At 51.5% G+C, this 18,086-nt stretch carries 16 protein-coding genes; 12 read left to right on the top strand and 4 right to left on the bottom strand.

What is annotated here, in order from left to right; all coding sequences use genetic code 11:
* Positions 1-101: 101 nt before the first annotated feature.
* Complete coding sequence (locus NF212_RS08365; protein WP_434360582.1) at positions 102-2,273, top strand: adenosylcobalamin-dependent ribonucleoside-diphosphate reductase; 2,172 nt, start codon at positions 102-104, stop codon at positions 2,271-2,273.
* Between the two features lie 33 nt (positions 2,274-2,306).
* Positions 2,307-3,014, top strand: coding sequence for an NrdJb (locus NF212_RS08360; RefSeq protein ID WP_434360580.1), 708 nt, complete (start codon positions 2,307-2,309; stop codon positions 3,012-3,014).
* A gap of 94 nt (positions 3,015-3,108) precedes the next feature.
* Here NF212_RS08360 and NF212_RS08355 read toward each other — a convergent pair whose 3' ends face one another.
* A complete protein-coding gene (locus NF212_RS08355) occupies positions 3,109-4,767 on the bottom strand; it encodes a putative transporter (RefSeq protein WP_434360578.1) in 1,659 nt (552 codons plus the stop codon).
* A 417-nt stretch (positions 4,768-5,184) separates the two neighbouring features.
* On the opposite strand from NF212_RS08355, the gene NF212_RS08350 reads away from it, so the two are divergent.
* Entirely contained in the window at positions 5,185-5,775 is a 591-nt protein-coding gene (locus tag NF212_RS08350) for an FMN-dependent NADH-azoreductase (RefSeq protein ID WP_434360576.1), read from the top strand.
* A gap of 80 nt (positions 5,776-5,855) precedes the next feature.
* On the opposite strand, the gene NF212_RS08345 is transcribed toward NF212_RS08350, so the two are convergent.
* From NF212_RS08345 to NF212_RS08335, 3 genes are all read right to left on the bottom strand, one after another.
* Positions 5,856-7,229 carry a MipA/OmpV family protein gene (locus NF212_RS08345; RefSeq protein ID WP_434360574.1) on the bottom strand — a complete coding sequence of 458 codons (1,374 nt, stop codon included), beginning with the start codon at positions 7,227-7,229 and terminating at the stop codon, positions 5,856-5,858.
* Between the two features lie 262 nt (positions 7,230-7,491).
* Positions 7,492-8,127, bottom strand: a complete 636-nt coding sequence (locus NF212_RS08340) for a 2OG-Fe dioxygenase family protein (RefSeq protein WP_434360572.1) — start codon at positions 8,125-8,127, stop codon at positions 7,492-7,494.
* 155 nt (positions 8,128-8,282) lie between these two features.
* Complete coding sequence (locus NF212_RS08335; protein WP_434360570.1) at positions 8,283-9,053, bottom strand: class II glutamine amidotransferase; 771 nt, start codon at positions 9,051-9,053, stop codon at positions 8,283-8,285.
* Positions 9,054-9,412: 359 nt separating this feature from the next.
* Here NF212_RS08335 and NF212_RS08330 point away from each other — a divergent pair, with 359 nt between their 5' ends.
* From NF212_RS08330 to NF212_RS08290, 9 genes are all read left to right on the top strand, one after another.
* Entirely contained in the window at positions 9,413-9,952 is a 540-nt protein-coding gene (locus NF212_RS08330) for an O-acetyl-ADP-ribose deacetylase (protein WP_434360568.1), read from the top strand.
* Positions 9,939-10,475 (top strand): GNAT family N-acetyltransferase, encoded by a 537-nt coding sequence (locus NF212_RS08325; RefSeq protein ID WP_434360566.1) that lies wholly within the window; start codon positions 9,939-9,941, stop codon positions 10,473-10,475. The genes NF212_RS08330 and NF212_RS08325 overlap by 14 nt, the downstream gene beginning before the upstream one ends.
* Before the next feature lie 210 nt (positions 10,476-10,685).
* Positions 10,686-11,600: a MurR/RpiR family transcriptional regulator gene (locus NF212_RS08320; RefSeq protein WP_434360564.1), complete on the top strand. Its 915-nt coding sequence runs from the start codon at positions 10,686-10,688 to the stop codon at positions 11,598-11,600.
* On the top strand, positions 11,597-12,427 hold the full coding sequence (locus tag NF212_RS08315; protein WP_434360562.1) for a transketolase: 831 nt from the start codon (positions 11,597-11,599) through the stop codon (positions 12,425-12,427). Before NF212_RS08320 ends, NF212_RS08315 begins: the two co-directional genes overlap by 4 nt.
* Entirely contained in the window at positions 12,424-13,392 is a 969-nt protein-coding gene (locus tag NF212_RS08310) for a transketolase family protein (RefSeq protein ID WP_434360560.1), read from the top strand. Before NF212_RS08315 ends, NF212_RS08310 begins: the two co-directional genes overlap by 4 nt.
* A 57-nt stretch (positions 13,393-13,449) precedes the next feature.
* Complete coding sequence (locus NF212_RS08305; protein ID WP_434360558.1) at positions 13,450-14,730, top strand: ABC transporter substrate-binding protein; 1,281 nt, start codon at positions 13,450-13,452, stop codon at positions 14,728-14,730.
* A gap of 82 nt (positions 14,731-14,812) precedes the next feature.
* Positions 14,813-15,766, top strand: coding sequence for a carbohydrate ABC transporter permease (locus tag NF212_RS08300; protein WP_434360556.1), 954 nt, complete (start codon positions 14,813-14,815; stop codon positions 15,764-15,766).
* Entirely contained in the window at positions 15,763-16,614 is an 852-nt protein-coding gene (locus NF212_RS08295; RefSeq protein WP_434360554.1) for a carbohydrate ABC transporter permease, read from the top strand. Before NF212_RS08300 ends, NF212_RS08295 begins: the two co-directional genes overlap by 4 nt.
* A gap of 20 nt (positions 16,615-16,634) precedes the next feature.
* Positions 16,635-18,086: an FGGY family carbohydrate kinase gene (locus tag NF212_RS08290; RefSeq protein WP_434360552.1), complete on the top strand. Its 1,452-nt coding sequence runs from the start codon at positions 16,635-16,637 to the stop codon at positions 18,084-18,086.

Here is an 18,086-nt window from a genome sequence, read left to right as displayed (position 1 = left end):
TTCCTAACCTTATGTCAAGACTTGAAGATCAACGCAGTTAGTGGTTTGATCCGCCCTCCTGCAATCTCACAGACCTTCGTGTGATCCTAAGGTGCATTCCAATGGCTAATATGCAATCCTCAAAACAAAAGTCAGCAAACGAAAGTAAAGCCCCCGATGCGGTCACTGTACCGTACCAGCCAACATCGCTTGAAATCTGGGACAGCAAATACCGTCTCAAAGCGAAAAACGGCGATGCCATCGACAAAGAGTTGGATGACACCTTTAAGCGTGTTGCCCGCGCCCTGGCCGATCTGGAAAACAAAAATGTCCGCACAAAGTGGTACAACGAATTCCTTTGGGCATTGCGTAATGGCGCAATCCCTGCCGGACGTATCACCTCAAACGCCGGCGCTTTTGAACATAAGCCAGCTACGTCAACAATTAACTGTACGGTAAGTGGCACCATTCAGGATTCTATGGATGACATCCTGGGTAAGGTTCATGAAGCAGGCCTGACCCTGAAAGCAGGCTGTGGTATCGGTTACGACTTCACTACCCTGCGCCCTCGCGGTGCCTTTGTATCGGGAGCCGGTGCTTACACATCCGGCCCGCTGTCGTTCATGGATATCTACGACAAGATGTGTTTCACCGTCTCTTCTGCCGGTGGCCGCCGCGGTGCTCAAATGGGTACCATGGACATCCGTCACCCGGATATCGTGGACTTTATTCGCGCCAAGCGTGAAGACGGCCGCCTGCGTCAGTTCAACCTGTCACTGCTGATCACCGAAGAATTCATTGAAGCGGTAAAAGCTGATGCCGACTGGCAACTGGTGTTCCCGGTAACGGCTAAAGAAGCCAGGCTTGACGGTCTGGACGTGAACAACGACGAGAGCATTATCTGGGCTGACTGGCCAACCAAAGAAGGTCTGGTTGAGGACGCTGAAGGCCGTGTTGCCTGTAAGATTTACCGCACGTTGCCAGCGCGTAACCTGTGGAACGTGATTATGTCGTCCACATACGATTACGCTGAACCGGGCTTCATTCTGATCGACAAAGTCAACCAGATGAACAACAACTGGTTCTGCGAAGAGATCCGGGCAACGAACCCTTGTGGTGAGCAGCCTCTGCCTCCTTACGGAGCTTGTCTGCTTGGTTCAATCAACCTGACCAAGTTTGTGCGTGACCCGTTCACTGAAAACGCCGTGTTCGACTGGGAAGCCTACCGCAAGGTTGTTGCAGTGTTTACCCGTATGCTGGACAACGTGGTTGAAATCAACCAGCTTCCTCTTGAAAAGCAACGCGCTGAGATCATGAACAAGCGTCGCCACGGCATGGGCTTCCTGGGTCTGGGTTCAACCATGACCATGCTGAAGATGAAATACGGTAGCCCAGCGTCTGTCGCCTTCACTGAGCAGGTTTCCCAGGAACTGGCACTGACAGGCTGGCGCGAAGCCGTTAATCTGGCAAAAGAGAAAGGTGTTGCACCGGTTCTGGAGCAGGAATTTGAAGTTACCCCTAAAATGATGCGTCTGCGTCCGGAAATGGAAAAAGACGGCATCAAGGTAGGTGACATGGTGAAAGGCAAAGTACTTCACGCCCGTTACAGCCGCTACATGCAGCAAGTCGCCGAAGTGGATCCTGCGCTGATAGAAGAACTGGCAACCGTGGGCGGCCGCTTTACTCACCACAGTTCTATTGCACCTACCGGCACTATCTCACTGTCACTGGCCAATAACGCCAGTAACGGTATCGAGCCTAGCTTTGCCCACCATTACAGCCGTAACGTGATCAAAGAAGGTAAGAAGTCGAAAGAAAGCGTGGATGTATTCAGCTTCGAACTGTTGGCTTACCGTGCGATGGTGAACGAAAAGGCAATGCCTTACACCACCAACGCGGACGAAATGCTGCCGGAATACTTCATCACTGCAGACGACATCAAGCCAATGCAGCACGTTGAAGTCCAGGCTGCTGCCCAGCGCTGGATTGACTCTTCTATCTCGAAGACAGCCAACGTACCGACTGACTTCCCGTTCGAAGATTTCAAAGACATCTACATGTATGCCTATGAAAAAGGCCTGAAAGGCTGCACCACATTCCGCTTCAACCCGGAAGTGTTCCAGGGCGTACTGGTAAAAGAAGAAGATCTGGCCAACACCACTTATGTGTTCACCCTGGAAGACGGTTCAACCTTCGAAGCCAAGGGTAACGATAAGGTAGAATACGACGGCGAGATCCACACCGCAGCTAACCTGTACGATGCCTTGAAAGAAGGCTACTACGGTAAGTTCTGAACAGCAGATTGCGTGATATAGACAGGTTTAAACATGGTTAAGAAAATCGAAAGCAAAATTGTTGCTTACAAAGTAAAGAAAAACGACGAACCGGTAGCCCAGCCTGAACCTCAGGCACCTGTTGTGGAAACCATGCATGAAGAAATGCCGCGTCCGGAAATGCTGTATGGAACCACATACAAGCTGAAAACACCGGAGCACGTTTCTGAGCATTCGCTGTTTATCACCATTAATGACGTGATCCTGAACCAGGGCAGCGAGCACGAAGTTCGCCGTCCGTTCGAGATATTCATTAATTCAAAGAGCCTGGAACACTACCAGTGGATTGTTGCCCTCACCCGCATCATCTCAGCAGTATTCCGTAAAGGTGGTGATATCACTTTCCTGGTGGAAGAACTGCGCTCTGTGTTCGATCCAAAAGGCGGTTACTGGAACAAGGGAAAATACGTACCTTCCCTGATCGCTGAAATTGGTAACGTTATCGAACAGCATCTGATGGAAATCGGCATGATTGCCAACCCTGAGATGGATGAGCACCAGAAAGCATTTCTGGAAGCAAAACGTGCAGAACTGGCTGGCAAGAAGGTGGAAGAGGCTAAGGTTGAAGAAGTCGAGGAAGACGCTGACACCGGTAACTTCCCTCCTCACGCTACCCTTTGCTACAAGTGCCATTCCAAGGCCGTTGTGGTAAAAGACGGTTGCCAAACCTGCCTGAACTGCGGCGATTCCAAGTGCGGCTGATATGCTGTTCTGTGTCGTAAACAGGTCACTGCAAAAGTGAATAGCAAAGAGCCCGGACAGTTGTCCGGGCTCTTTTGTATGACTTAGTGATGTCCTATGCCGCTACCCACAAAAGGACAGCCAAAATCTGCGGCGTCAATATCCTAAGGCACATCACCAGCGGGTAAACCGTCGCATAGGAAAGCGCTGCTGCTCCACTGCTGTGAAGGCTGTTGGCAAATGCCAGCGCCGGTGGATCTGTCATCGACCCGGCGAGCAAGCCACACATGGTCAGGTAGTTCAGCTTTCCAACAATCCGGCCCAGTGCCGCCACCACCAGAAGAGGAATGGAGGTAATCAATACTCCGTATCCCATCCAGGACAGACCGTCTCCGTCGACAAGGATATCGAAGAAACCACCACCCGATTTCAGCCCTACCACAGCAAGGAACAGCACAATGCCTATTTCCCGCAACGCAAGGTTGGCACTTGGCGGCATAAACCAGTACATACGGCCGATACTGCCGATACGGGCAAGGATCAGCGCCACCACCAGCGGACCGCCGGCAAGGCCCAGTTTCAACGCAGCCGGGAAACCCGGAATGTAAAACGGGATGGAACCCACCAACACACCCAGGCCAATACCCACAAACACCGGCAACATCTGTACGTGCAGCAGTTTTTGTTTGGCATTGCCGACAATGGCAATAACTGCCTCAATGGCATCCGGACGGCCTACAAGGTTCAGGATGTCACCAAACTGCAGGTTGGATTCCCCGGTAGGCACCAGTTCAACACCGGCACGGTTCAGGCGAGATACCACAACATCGTAGCGCTGCTTGAGATCGAGATGTTTCAGCTTTTTGCCCAGCACCTGCTCATTGGTCACCACCACACGCTCAACACGCAAATCGGTGCCTCGGGTAGACAGTGACGCCTCTACCTCTTCACCGATTACCAAACGCGCTTTTTCCAAAGCCAGTTTTTCACCGACTAGGTGCAGCAGGTCATCGACATGAACCACAGTATCCGGATTTGGAACCTGAAGCTCTTCGCCACGTTTCAGACGGGAACAAATCACGCCGCCGTCATTGAATGACGGGATCTTGGTAAGGGGCAGACCATGCAGGTTAGTGTTTCGCACCGCCACGTTCATGGTGTGGAGATCTGACTTGCCTTTACCGGACTGGCGGTCAAAATCCTCTGCTTCCTTATCAATATTGATACGGAAAAACAGGCGAGCCAGCCACATGGTAATGAGGATGCCACAGATACCAAACGGATACGCGACGGCATAACCCATACCGGTCATATCCAGTAATCCGTCACCGGCACCGAGTTCAGACAGAATTTGCTGTGCCGCACCCAGGGATGGCGTGTTGGTTACCGCACCGGAGAATATGCCCAGCACCACTTCAAGGGGCACGTCGGCAATTTTATTAATGGCGATAGCGACAAGGCTACCAATAAGAACAACCAAAGCGGCAAAGCCGTTTAACTTTAACCCGGAACTACGGAGGGAAGAAAAAAAGCCCGGACCGACCTGTATACCAATGGTGTAAACAAAAAGAATCAGGCCGAATTCCTGTATAAAGTGAAGGGTATGAGACTCAAGCTGGATGTTATACATCCCGGCAAAGTGTCCAACGGCAATGCCACCGAACAACACTCCCCCGATTCCCAGACCTACACCGTAAATTTTCCAGTTTCCAATCCATAAACCAAGCACTGCAACCAGCGATAATATGCTGATAGTGAGTGCGACATCGCTCATTGAAATAACTCTCCAAAAAACTGCCGAACATCCTGTTTCTGCTGATCATCCATTTTTCAGGCACAAAAGGAGTGCGTAACACCCTGAAAAACAGTGCTTTTCGATCAGCTTCACATGGAGACTACAGTGATATTTGTTGGACAATTGCAGCGCACTTATCACTTTTGGGCATTCAATGAATTCATATTTGGAAACATTGATTGCATTTTGATTCAATATTTTCGCTTTTCTAAGCAAGGGAAATCTGTATCAGGTGATGTCAGTTTAAAACGGCCCGGTTTTATTCAATTTTTCTGAACAATTGATACGGATTTTTCAGCTATCACCAAAAAGTAATTCTTCATAAGATGAAACCATATTGATAAGGGGGAGAGCCACTCCTTCCAACTGCCGGTTTTATAAAGAGAGAGTATTCACATGGCAAATGTACTGGTCATTAAATCAAGCATCCTTGGCGATTATTCTTCTTCGAATAAATTGATTGATAACTATGTTAATCAGCTACAAGGTACCACCAGCATCATTGAACGAGATGTTGCAGCCAACCCACTTCCTATGCTCGATGGCGAACTGGCTATGGGTCTCCGTGGTGGTGAAAACCTCTCACCCCGCCAGCAGGAGGTGAATGCCCTTTCCGACCAGTTGATTGCCGAAGTTGATCAGAGTGATGTGGTTGTGATTGCGGCCCCTATGTATAACTTCTCTGTTCCGGTACAACTGAAGGCATGGATTGACCTTATCGCACGTGCCGGTGTGACTTTCCGCTATACCGAAAATGGCCCGGAAGGTTTGCTGACAGGCAAAAAGGTGGTGTTGGTCACTACGCGTGGTGGCATCCACAAGGATACCCCCAATGATCACGTCGTCGGCTTTATGAAAACCGTGTTGGGCTTTGTCGGCATGACTGATGTCAGCGTGGTATACAGCGAAGCGCTGGCAATGGGGCCGGATTACCTGGAGAAATCCCTGGCAGAAGCCGAAGCATCCCTGAAAGCTATTGCGGTCTGAAACCAATCATCCCAATATGATACGGAAAAGGCCCATTACATCGCTGTAATGGGCCTTATTACAATATCTTAGCTCAGGGTTTAGAACGAGAACTGTACGTAGAAGGTGTTGTAGTTGCTGCCACCTTTGATACGGCCAAACTGCGACGCAGTTTCGAAAATCGCCGAGCGGTGGTGAATTGAATAACCCAACCACACATTATCAAGCTCACTCTGGTTAAACAGGTCACCCACGTTCACATCGACAGAGAAGTCGAGGTAATTGAGCAGATGACTTGGGCGGTAACCCTTCTTGTCCATTTCAGCTTGTTCGATATAGGTAATATTACGGGCAAACGACAAACCTTCAGCAAGGCCGAAACGCCATTTGGTAGGCCAGTCAAAGTTATAGTAAGCCTTGATTGCAGTAACCAGTTCCTGGGTAGAAGACTGCACTTTTGAAGACCAATGCCAGACCACACCCGGTGTCAGGTACACATCAATCGGCAAACCAAACAATTCATCGGTCAGCGGGTAACCGTAGAATACGGACGTCATTTGGTTGTCGTACTTATCGTCTTCAATCTTGCCACCGAGGATATCCCCGATATTGGAAGGTGTCGCCCAACCATGAGCAATACGCAGGTATGGCCGGTTTTTAATACTGGTCTTGCGGGGTTCATCCTGGTTGTTGAAGAATGCAATACCGGTATACAACTCCAACTGGCCCGGAGCCTGTATGGCTGGGGAATCACGCAGCTCTTTCTCAAACAGCGTTGCGTAAGCGCCGCCTACCAGATAGAAGTTGGATGCAACGTGATAACGGCCTTTAACCCCGGCTTTAAGATCTACACCTGCACCGATGTCATCGCCAATACCGTTAATGGAATAGTAGTAATTGTTGTAACTTGACGACTTCACTCGGGCAGTCAGCTGAGGCTGGATAAACCAGTTACCGCTATGGATATTCTTGGTTACACCGACTTCAGCATGGAAGCGGGCGTCTTCATCCCAAAGCAGATCCAGGTTTGCGGTGACATCTTTATCCAAACGGTAGCGGGTCTGCAGGCCAAAGTCAGTGGTGTCCCCGCCTACTGCATTCTGGAATTGTTTTGGAATATCCACATAGTGGAGACGGCCAATTACGCTGGTGTCCCATTTGTCTTCTTTCCAAAGGTAAGCACCGGCTTCAGTTCCTCGAATAAAGACATTCTCTCCCTCATAGAACATCATCGGGATAAAACTGGTCACGGTATCTGATTCGTCAGAATTCACACCCAGGATCGAGGTACGGTACGGCATCGTGGAAGTACGAAACACGCCCGCCAAACCCCAGTTTTGCTCGGGGTAAACCGTCTGGCTTTCACTGTATTCAGGGGTATCTGTTGCCGTGGTGTCTGCTGTCGAAATCTCTGCGTGAGCATTAACAGAAAAACTGGCCACTGCTCCAAACAGAGCAATGAAATTCTTGCGCATTAATTGAACGCTCTTACTTATAGGAATTATGAAACCGTGAAGAATATCACGCTTTCATGATTTCTAATGTCAGGATTTCCCCAACATTTATCCCCGATACAGACACGCAATCTGCTTTGGGGACGTAACAAAGGAAATATTACGGCAGGCGGGTAACATCCGGGTCACATTAGCCGGGGATGAAACTGGCGAAATCACTCAGTCCAAAGCGCAAAATGAATGATTTCAACCAGTCAGAATGATCATAGATTCAGTCCGATTGTTATCGGGTTCGGGTCGTCAATACAAAGACATCAAGATGTCCCTGCCGACATGGATCCAGAGGGCGAATCGGGTTGGCGTTGTGCCAGAGAGCGTGATCATCAATCAACGCCATATCGCCTTTGTCCATTGGCATTGAAAAGAAGGGTTGTTCAGTTTTGTCCCGGTAAACCATGATCTCACCGCCTTGGATATTGTCCCTCTCGATGGCGATAATAGCGATGTGGTCGAAGCCGTCCTGGTGAATTCCTTCCGGGGACACCGGGGTTACTTCATCCAAGGTGATGATCCGCATCTGGTGGATTTCTATGTCCTGGTCATCATCAATCCCATTTTGCTCCTTAAAGACACGGCACATCTCCGCCATACCTTCAGAAAGCAGGACATCTTCCTCAATTTCCTCAAAATCCCTTACAACGCCACCCTGGTGGTGGTTAATGTCTTCAGACTGGACAAATGTGTGGTGCGGCATATGCCGGATTTCATCACCATCCATCCGGATAACTGAATAACGTCTGAGACGGTACTCGCCATCTGCGTAGGGGGTGGTAGGGAGACACCCGAAAGAGGGCTCAAGCTGGTGTACCGCTTCAGGGCTGATGTGGTTAAGCTGCATAAGGTAATCGTGCGAAATCATGGCTCACCTCGTAAACTGCTGCACTACTATTCAGGCTAGATGCCTTGCAGTGAGGTGACGACTTTTGCCCCTATGAGCGGAGACTCATAATAAAGAAAAATCTGTAAAGAAAAGCTTCCAAACAGATATTTTCTTCATATTATCAATAAATTAAATTATTTCAGCTTTGCCAATTCAACGTGCTTTTTGCCATAGACCTTGATAAACGACTGCGGAGGAACCGGTTTCCAACAAGAGTGATCTTCTTGCAGTGGTTCTGAAGACAACACGATTCCATCATCCAACTCGCAGTAATAAAGTGATGGTGGCGGACAGGCATGGGAGCTGTACCTCATCCCCCAGAAGCATTCCCCATCGCTGATACACATTGACGCTTTGAAGGGCTCTTTCACTCCCCTCTCCTGCATGGCGAGTTCTATTTCCCTCACCGTCTGGTTCATTGCATCATAGGGGTTTTCAGTCAGCCCGTTTTTAAGCATTAACAAGAAAATCAGTTCACTGTCCGTCTGCCCTTTCTTTTCAAGGAACAGGTTTTCCGGCAGTGATCGTTCCAGCCTGTACCTGACCTGTTCAAATTCGCCGATCTGCCCGTTGTGCATAAACGCCCAGTCTCGGTAAACAAACGGATGGCAATTGGTACGGGACGTATTGGCGCCGGTAGAAGCACGCACATGCGCCATAAAACAGTGCGAGTTGATATGGTGAGCCAGCGACCGAAGATTCTGGTCGCTCCATGCAGGCAGGACTTCATGGTAAGTTCCCGGAAAGTCCCGGTTGTCATACCAACAGAGGCCAAACCCATCGGCGTTTACAGCTGTTACCGCTTTCGCGGCCTCAAGGCTTTGGTGAACCAGTGAACGCTCAGGCTTGTACAACAATTCATCCAGATATATTCCCTTTCCCCGGTAAGCAAGCCATCGACACATTTCACTATCCCTAATTATAAAGTCACATTTGATCCGAAAGTTGCACGTCCGGATATTAGATAAGACTATCAATACATAAAGCGTCAAACGAGCACTTCAGGCAACCCACATCCCAAACCTTGCAGTAACCGAGGTGCAAATTTCCCTTACTGGCTGTGTGTTTACTGAAACGACCGTGTTTATAGAAACTCTCTCACTTTTATGAGTTTATATTCATAAATTATATTAGTTCCCCAAAAGCATGAGTGCCCCCCGAAGCCAATCTGGCAAATCGCTTTTGCCAAATTCCTACAAATACATAGCTGTCTTCCCGGGACATTGCAGATACTGTAATTACCAGAGCAAACTTCGGAGTTTTCATGAACAACATCCATATTCTTGAAGGGGACCTGACCAAGGCCAATGTTGACGCCATCGTGAATGCGGCCAATCCGCAAATGCTGGGGGGTGGCGGCGTAGACGGTGCTATCCACCGAGCCGCCGGCCCGGCACTGCGTCAAGCCTGTATGGAAGTTGAAGCCGTTAACGGCATACGGTGTCCGTTTGGTGACGCGCGTATCACAACTGCGGGGAACTTACCGTGCCGCTTTGTAGTCCATACTGTTGGGCCGATTTATACACAGTTCGAAGACCCGCGCGCTGTACTGGAATCGGCCTATCGCCGCTCGCTGCTCCTGGCCAAAGAAAATGGCTGCAAAACAGTCGCATTTCCGGCCATTTCGTGCGGTGTTTATGGCTATCCCCATAATGAAGCCGCCGATATTGCACTGTCGGTTTGCAGCGAACCTGGATTCAACAATCTGGAAATTTACTTCTATCTTTTTGGTGACCAGATGGTTTCCATCTGGCAGGATGCTTATAACAATTTGAAAGAAAAGGATTCCTATGGCTCAGCTTGAAACAGAACGTTTAATCCTCAGGCAGTGGGAACTGCGCGATCAGCAGCCCCTGATAGAGATGTCTGCCGACCCTGAAGTCATGCGATTTTTTCCCTCCGTACTTGACGAAAAAGGGGCACTGGCTCTTTACCAGAGACTTTACGATTTGATTGCTGAAGAAGGTTATGGTTTCTGGGCACTTGAGCTGAAATCCACCGGACAGACTATTGGTTTTACCGGCTTGCGACTTATTCGTACCGGGATACCGGGTGCACCCTTTGTAGAAGTGGGTTGGCGCCTTGCCCAGCCATTCTGGGGTTTTGGATACGCCACCGAAGCCGGACAGGCAAGCCTCGATTACGCATTCAATGAATTGGAAGAGCAGGCTATCTATGCCTTTACATCGCTGGATAACCAACCTTCACGCCGAGTAATGAACAGGCTGGGAATGCACGATACCGGGGAAGAGTTTGATCACCCGGCCATTGAAGAAGGTCACCCTCTTGCGCGCCAGTGTCTGTACAAAATTAACAGGCCCGCCTAAACATTTTTGACCTAATAACTTATTCAAAATCTCAGCCCGGATCATGCGGGCTGAATTTTTTCCACCCCTGGGTTTCCCCCCAATTCATCCATTTCTTTTCTTTGACACAACCGTCTCAGTGAATGATTTGCCATAACTCAAATATCAGGTGATACCCGGATATTTGAAACAAATTGCATCACGGAAAGATGTTGGAGAAGGCGTTTACGGATGAACAGAACAACGGACTTATCAACGGATAAGGAAAATCTCATCAGCGAAATGTCCCAGGCGGCACTGAATCCCGCCGAAAGACGTTTGGTGGAATACCTGTTGTCATTGTCCGAATTCCAACTCGCCACCATGAGTACCGAAAAAATCTGTGAACATGCCAATGCCAGCCGCGCCACCATTGGGAGGCTCGCCAACCGGTTTGGCTGCGCCGGGCAAAAAGAGTTACGGGCAGAAATGCTCAAAGCCAGCAAAGCCATGAAAGCCCAGGTCGACGCGGCACCAGACAGCGGCCCGGATATCTCACCAGGGGATTCCCCTTTCGATATTGCTGAAAAGATATTCCAGAACTCCTCCGTCCGGGCACTCCGGTTTTCCGACATGCTTGCACAGTCAAATGTCCTGACAGATGCCCTCACCGAAATACGCCAGGCGCGACGGCTTATGGCTTTTGGTGCCGGGCAGTCCTCTATCGCGGCCCTGGATCTTTACCAGCGTCTGCTTCGCGTCGGCATGCCCGTCAGCTTTGAGCTCGACTGCCATACCCAGTTGGTCCACGCCTCCCTGATGACACCGAAAGACCTCGGTATCGTTATCTCCTATTCAGGCATGACACGGGAAATGATTGGCGTCGCCCAGACTATCAAGGAACGGGATGCCCGGCTTCTGGTTATTACCGCCAAAGCCAATTCTGAGCTTGACCAGATGGCAGATATCACCGTATTAACGCCACCCGGTACCGGCATGTATGGCATGGATGCAGCAATGAACCGTTTCATGCAAATCATGTTCAACGAAGTGATTTACCAATGCCTGGTCAGTGCTTCCCCGGAGATGCTGAGCAAATCTGACCAGGTAAACCGGGCACTTGACCGGGGCAAACTATTGAACGAAACCAAGAGGGTCAGATCATGAGTGAAAGCACTGCCGTCGTTCCGCTGCTGGCTGCCGCCAAGCTGGCAAGAAAATACGTTTTTGACCAGATCTACGCCGCCGGATCAGGCCACCCGGGTGGCAGTCTTTCCTGTATTGAAATCCTGACCGCACTTTACATGGGAAGGATTAAGCCGGATGAAAACTGGATTTCCCGTATCAACCGCGACCACGTCATTCTCTCCAAAGGGCATGCAGTGCCTGCCCTTTATGCCGTACTGGCTCTTTGCGACCTGATACCCGAGCCGGAACTGAAAACGCTGCGCCAACTGGGCAGCCGGTTACAGGGCCACCCGGACCGTTCCCGCCTGCGGGAAATAGAAATGTCTACCGGCTCTCTTGGGCAGGGGCTTTCTGTCGGTATCGGGCAAGCTAGCGTACTGGCAGAAACCGGCACTGATCATTTCGCCTTTGTCGTGCTCGGTGACGGGGAATTGAATTCAGGGCAGATATGGGAAGCAATTGCCTACGCCGGCAGCAGCCATTCCCGCCAACTGGTTGCCATCATCGACGCCAACGGTATCCAGAATGATGGCCGCGTAGAGGAAATCCAGGACATCACCCCCTACTCCCCCAAACTCAAGGCCTTCGGCTGGGCGGTTAAAGAGATAGATGGCCAGTCTATGGAGGAAGTGATGGCGGCCATTGAGTGGGCCACTTCAGACGAACCCGGCGAACAGCCACGCTGTATTGTCGCCCATACCACTAAAGGAGCGGGGGTGTCCTTTATGGCAGACCGGGTTGAGTGGCACAGCCATTCATTAAGCGATGAAGAGTACCAGAAAGCCTGTGAGGAGGTGATGTCATGAGCCAGACTGTTACATTCGACTACCAAAGCCCGATTTCCTTGCGGGATGCGTATGCCCGGATCGCCCTTTCAATTGGCGAACACCGTCCTGATGTCATGATGCTGGATGCCGACCTTTCCAAGTCCACTAAGACCTCATCCTTTGCAGACAATTGGCCGGAGCGCCACATGAACATCGGGATTGCCGAACAGAACATGGTAGGGATCGCAGCCGGTCTTGCGACCATGAACAAAATTCCCTTCGTGAACACTTTCGCCGCGTTTCTTACCCGGCGAGCCTGTGACCAGATCGCGATTTCGGTCGCCTACCCAAAACTCAACGTCAAATTCTTCGGCTTTCACGGCGGTATTAACCTCGGTGAGGACGGTGCCACACAACAGGCAGTGGAAGACATTGCCATCATGCGGGCCATTCCCAATATCCAGGTTTATTCCCCCATTGATGCCAACGATCTGGCATGGGTAACGGAAGATATTCTTGCCCACGACGGCCCGACATATGTCCGCCTTTCCCGTTTCCCTTCACCCACACTGTTGGCACCGGAGCAACGCCCGCAAGCCGAAACCCCGGCATTCCGGATAATGCGCGACGGCAGCGACCTGACCGTTATCACCACCGGTACGTTAACAGCCAAAGTACTGGCGGCTGCAGAAGTGCTTGAACAGGTCGGCCTCAGCGCCCAGGTCATTGCAGTCACCCGGATAAAGCCGCTCGGCGCATCACTGGCGGACGCATTGTCACAATGGTCAGCACCAGTGGCAGTGGTGGAAGAACATTCCATACACGGTGGACTGGCGGATGCCGTCGGTTACCTGCTTGACGAGCACCGGCAACCGCACCTCCTCCACCGCGTGGGCATTTCAGACAGGTTTGGCGAATCCGGTCACCCGGACGCTTTGATGGAAGCCTTTGGCCTGGCGGGTACACCTTTAGTCAACCGGTTGTCGTCATTGGTTGCGGCTTAGGATTCCGCCAATTTTCGAACACAAAAGACGTCACCCTACAACATGGAGTTCAGCAAAATGAAAACGGGATGGAAGATAGCTGTCAGCGCTCTCGCCCTGGCAGGCTTAACTCACACAGCGTCAGCAAAGGAAACAGTTACTGTCTGGTCCTGGTTTATTCAAAGCACGATGGAGAAATCCATCGCGGCCTTTGAAAAAGAAAACCCGGACATCGACGTAAAGTACACCTACTACAATTACTCCCCGGAGTACCTCACTGCCCTGAAAGCGGCGGCAGTTTCAGGCGGGTTGCCGGATGTGATCGGCTTACAGCCCGGTGCGTTCACCCAACGTTACCGCGATAACCTGGTACCGCTGAACAAACTTGCAGCCAGCGAATGGGGCCAGGACTGGATCAAGTCAGTCTTCCCCATCAACGTAAAGCAAATGCGAATGGGCAACCCCGCCGGTGACGACGGTTTCTATATCCTGCCCCAGGAGTCACAGGTACTGGCAATCTGGTACAACCGCAAGCAGTTTGAAAACCTCGGTATTACGGTACCAACAAATTACGACCAGCTTGTTGCAGCGGCCAAAAAGCTGTCTGACAACGGCCTTATCCCCATGTTCCAGGGCGCAGCGGACGGCTGGCAAAATATCAATGTCTTCCTGATGCTCGCTAACCAGTATGCACCGGGACTGGCTGAAAAAGCCCAATACGGCCAGGCGAAATGGACAGACCCGGCGCTGGTCAAAGCGCTGGCTTCCTGGAAGAAGCTCTTTGATGACGGGGTATTCCAGACCGGCGCTCTGGGTGCCCACGCTTACCCAACTGGCGCACAACTGTTTGCCCAGGGCCGGGTTGGCATGATGGCGCTCGGTTCCTGGTGGATGCAGGAGAGCAAGTTCCCGCCACCACTTTCTGAATATGTCCAGAACATGGACGGCTTCGACTTTTTCCACCTGCCACCGATGCCTGATTCCGAGCGCACTTCACCACCGGTAGGTGGCATCGATATCGGCTATGGCCTGACAAGAAATGGCGAAAACAACCCGGCGGCATGGAAGTTCCTCGCCTCACTGGTGAACGGCGTTGCGCTACAACAAGCGCTGAACGATCTCAATGATCTTCCGGCATTTGAGGGGCATGGTCCTCAGGGCGATGTCACAGACCATGTGAAAGAGATGTCTGCGCGGTTTATGAAGGATCTTGCCGTCGCGGAAAACCAGCGTTTTGCTGACCCGGTTATTTCTGACGCACTGGAGAACGTCCTTGCGGGCGTCGCCGCAGGCAGCATGACACCGGAGGACGGCGCGAAGAAAATGCAGAAAACCTCTGATGAGGCGCTCTCTAAATAAAAATCTACTTTGTGGGTGCCGCAGGGCGCCCACCTCTGCCTTGAAGTGACAAATTTTGGGAAGCTATTGGGAAGGAGACGCCATGAAGTCAACATTGCAGGAAGCCGGGTTACACAAGCCGTTTGGGCAAAGGCCAGCAGCTCGCCCGGTGTGGATGCAGACAATCAGCAGCTACCTTTTCCTGCTTCCAGCAACCCTGGTTTTTATGGCGTTTATTGCCTACCCCATCGCCTGGGTAGCAGTGAAAAGCTTGTTCTCCGGTACATCCCTGCAAAATACCCACTACTCCGGACTGGATAATTATATCGAAGTCATCACTGACCCGGTGTTCTGGACAGTGATGAAAAACATGTTTCTCTGGGCTGCGATAACCATTCCGGTTCAGATGCTTATCGGCGGCACCATCGCCTACTTTATCGAGTTTTACACTGACAGCTGGCGTACCTTTTTTCGCACTATGTACTTCCTGCCGGTAGTAACGTCTGTGTCGGTCGTCAGCCTTATCTGGCTGCAAATCTATGCGCCCTATTACGGGATCGGCCAGGAATACCTGAAGATGCTGGGCATTACCCTGAAATCCTCCCCGCTCGGGGATCCAGATAGCGCGATTTACGCACTCATTGTGGTGAATATCTGGCAATGGACCGGCTTTTCAATGCTGATGTACATCGCCGGGTTAACCAACCTCCCGCGCGAAATCCTTGAGGCTGCCCGGGTCGACGGCGCTAAAGGGCTTCGTCTGGCGGTGTCAGTCATCATCCCGATGCTTTCCAACGTCACCAAATCCCTGCTTTTGCTTGGCATTATCGGAACGTTGCAAACCTTCCCGGTGGTTTTCCTGATGACCAACGGCGGCCCCAATCATGCCAGCGAGATTTTCGGCACCTATATTTTCAAGCAATCCTTTGTACTGGGTGATCTGGGTATCGGTGCGGCGTTGTCTGTCATTGTACTGGTCATTGCCTTTGTGCTTTCGGTGCTGCAAATCATGTTCCTCGGCAGCCAGCTTGGTACCGGCGGGAGGGAATCCGCATGATCACAGGTTTTCTCCACGCGGTGGGCGATCCGGCGCAGCGCAAACGCATCATCATCCACTTGGTGCTGTTAGTGGTGCTGCTTGTCTGGATGATCCCGGAAGTTTACATGTTCACCATGGCCGTAAGGACACCGGCACAGGTTTTCGACCCCCAGCTTTTTGTTTGGCCAGTGACATTCGCCAATTTCATCACTGTGATTTCCGATAACCCGCTGCATGTTTTTTTCCTGAACAGCCTGATTGTTACCGTTATCACTGTGCTGGCAGTGATCGCGCTCTCTTCGCTGTTCGCCTTTGCCATCAGCGTACTGAAATTGCCCGGCTCCCTGCTGCTTTATGCCATTTTGCTTACCACCCTGATGGTACCTATTGCGTCATTGGTGCTGCCACTTGCCATTTTGTTGAAAACCTTTGGCTGGGTGAACAAATATGCCGGGCTGATCCTGCCGTATATCGCCCTTGGCGTCCCCTTTGCCGTCGTTATCCTCAAAGGTTTTTTGGAGGATTCACCTCAGGAACTCTTTGATGCCGGGCGCATCGACGGGTGCAGTATGTTCCAGGTGTACTGGCATATCGCCCTGCCGCTTATCCGTCCTGCGCTGGTGTTTGTTGCTATCTGGCAATTTATTACCACATGGAACGAGTTCTTTCTTGCACTGGTCATCATGACCGAAAGTGAGATGAAAACCCTCACCATAATTCCCATGCAGTATTCCGGGTTTTACATGGCAAACCCTGGGGCGCTGTTTGCCATTCTGGTGATTATCGCGATCCCTTTGATCCTTCTCTATGTGGCGGTACAACGGGCATTTGTCCGTGGGCTTACCGCCGGTGCAGTGAAAGGATAAGGGAACAGTTGGAGGACGCTATGACGCGATACTTTGGTGGTTTGGATGTAGGAACATCATCAATGAAAGCCGTTTTGGTAACCGTTAACGGCCAGGACTGTGACGTCGTCTGGGCGCGCAGCGAAACCTATAACGAGCACGGTGCACCAGAGCGGGAGCCGGAAACCTGGCACCGCATTGCCCATAAGCTGCTGCGGGAGATGATGAAAATCCACCAGCCGGAAGCCCTCGGTTTCAGTGGTCAGATGCATACCTTGTTAGTTACCGGGAAAGACGGAGATATTGTCGCCCCGGTAAGGCTCTGGCTTGATATGGACGGCTTCGATGCGCTGAACCAAACCCCTCTCAACCGCGGTGAATGGGTAAAGAAAACGGGCAATACTCCATTACCAGACTTTACGCTCGCAAAATGGTTGTGGGCAGTAAACATGGACCCGGCTCTGCCATCCAAAACCCAGCGCCTTTACTGTGCCAAAGATTACCTCCGCCATGCGTTGGATCCCTCAGCCCGGTTTGTTACCGACAGAAACGAGGCAGCCGGCATGCAGTGCTACGACCCTGTTTCAGGTAACTGGCAGGCAGACATACTGGATATCGCGCACCTTCCGGCACATTCACTTCCGCAAACTGCGGATGCATCAGATATCGCCGGGGAACTTAATCTCGCTACCTATGTTGTGTCCCGTACACCGGCCATTCCTATGGTCATCGGAGCCGGTGACCAGGCAACCGCTGCACGCGCGGTAGGCGGCTACCGCGAAGGCGCCGTGTCCGTTTCCCTCGGGACATCCGGCGTACTCTCGTTCTCACTTGCCAAAGACCGGCTTCCAAAATCATGGTCAGGCGATTTTCATCTATTTCCTTTCGGGTTCGGGGACAATTACCAGGTGATCGGCACCATTCCCGCGTTGGGGCCAACGCTCAACTGGCTAAAGAGAGTCCTCCACCTCACAACGGGAAGTTTTGACCAGCTGGCTGGCCACGCACTGCTCTGTGACACCAATGTCCAGTTTCTGCCTTATCTTTCCGGCTCAGGTGCACCGGAACCCAACCACCAGCTAAGTGCCGGTTGGCTGAACATGACCCTCACCTCTGACGATACAGATTTATGCCGTGCGGTGTTTAACGGTATTGCGCTGGAGTTCGATTACATCATCCACCAGGCACAGGAATTGGGCATCCCGGTTAAATCCCTCCACTTCTCCGGCGGCGGGTCTCAGGTTCAGCCGCTCCTGAAAGTAATTGCCTCTGTCACCGGGCTCCCCTGCTACAACGCCACCACACCGGATGCCAGTGCAGCCGGTGCCGCATTACTGGCAGCGGACGCAATAATACCGGAAAACCATGCAACACTGCCGATGACGCCTGTACACCCGGTTTGTGTCACACCCGTGTCGGATTCAGCCCGCCAAAGCTGGTATCAGGCTCGCCAACTGGCTACCGGGACTGGCTACCGGGACAGACACCATTAG

Origin of the sequence: Parasalinivibrio latis, from assembly GCF_036825535.1 — a bacterium.
Classification (GTDB): domain Bacteria; phylum Pseudomonadota; class Gammaproteobacteria; order Enterobacterales; family Vibrionaceae; genus Parasalinivibrio; species Parasalinivibrio latis.
This window is presented reverse-complemented; position numbering and strand designations above follow the sequence as displayed.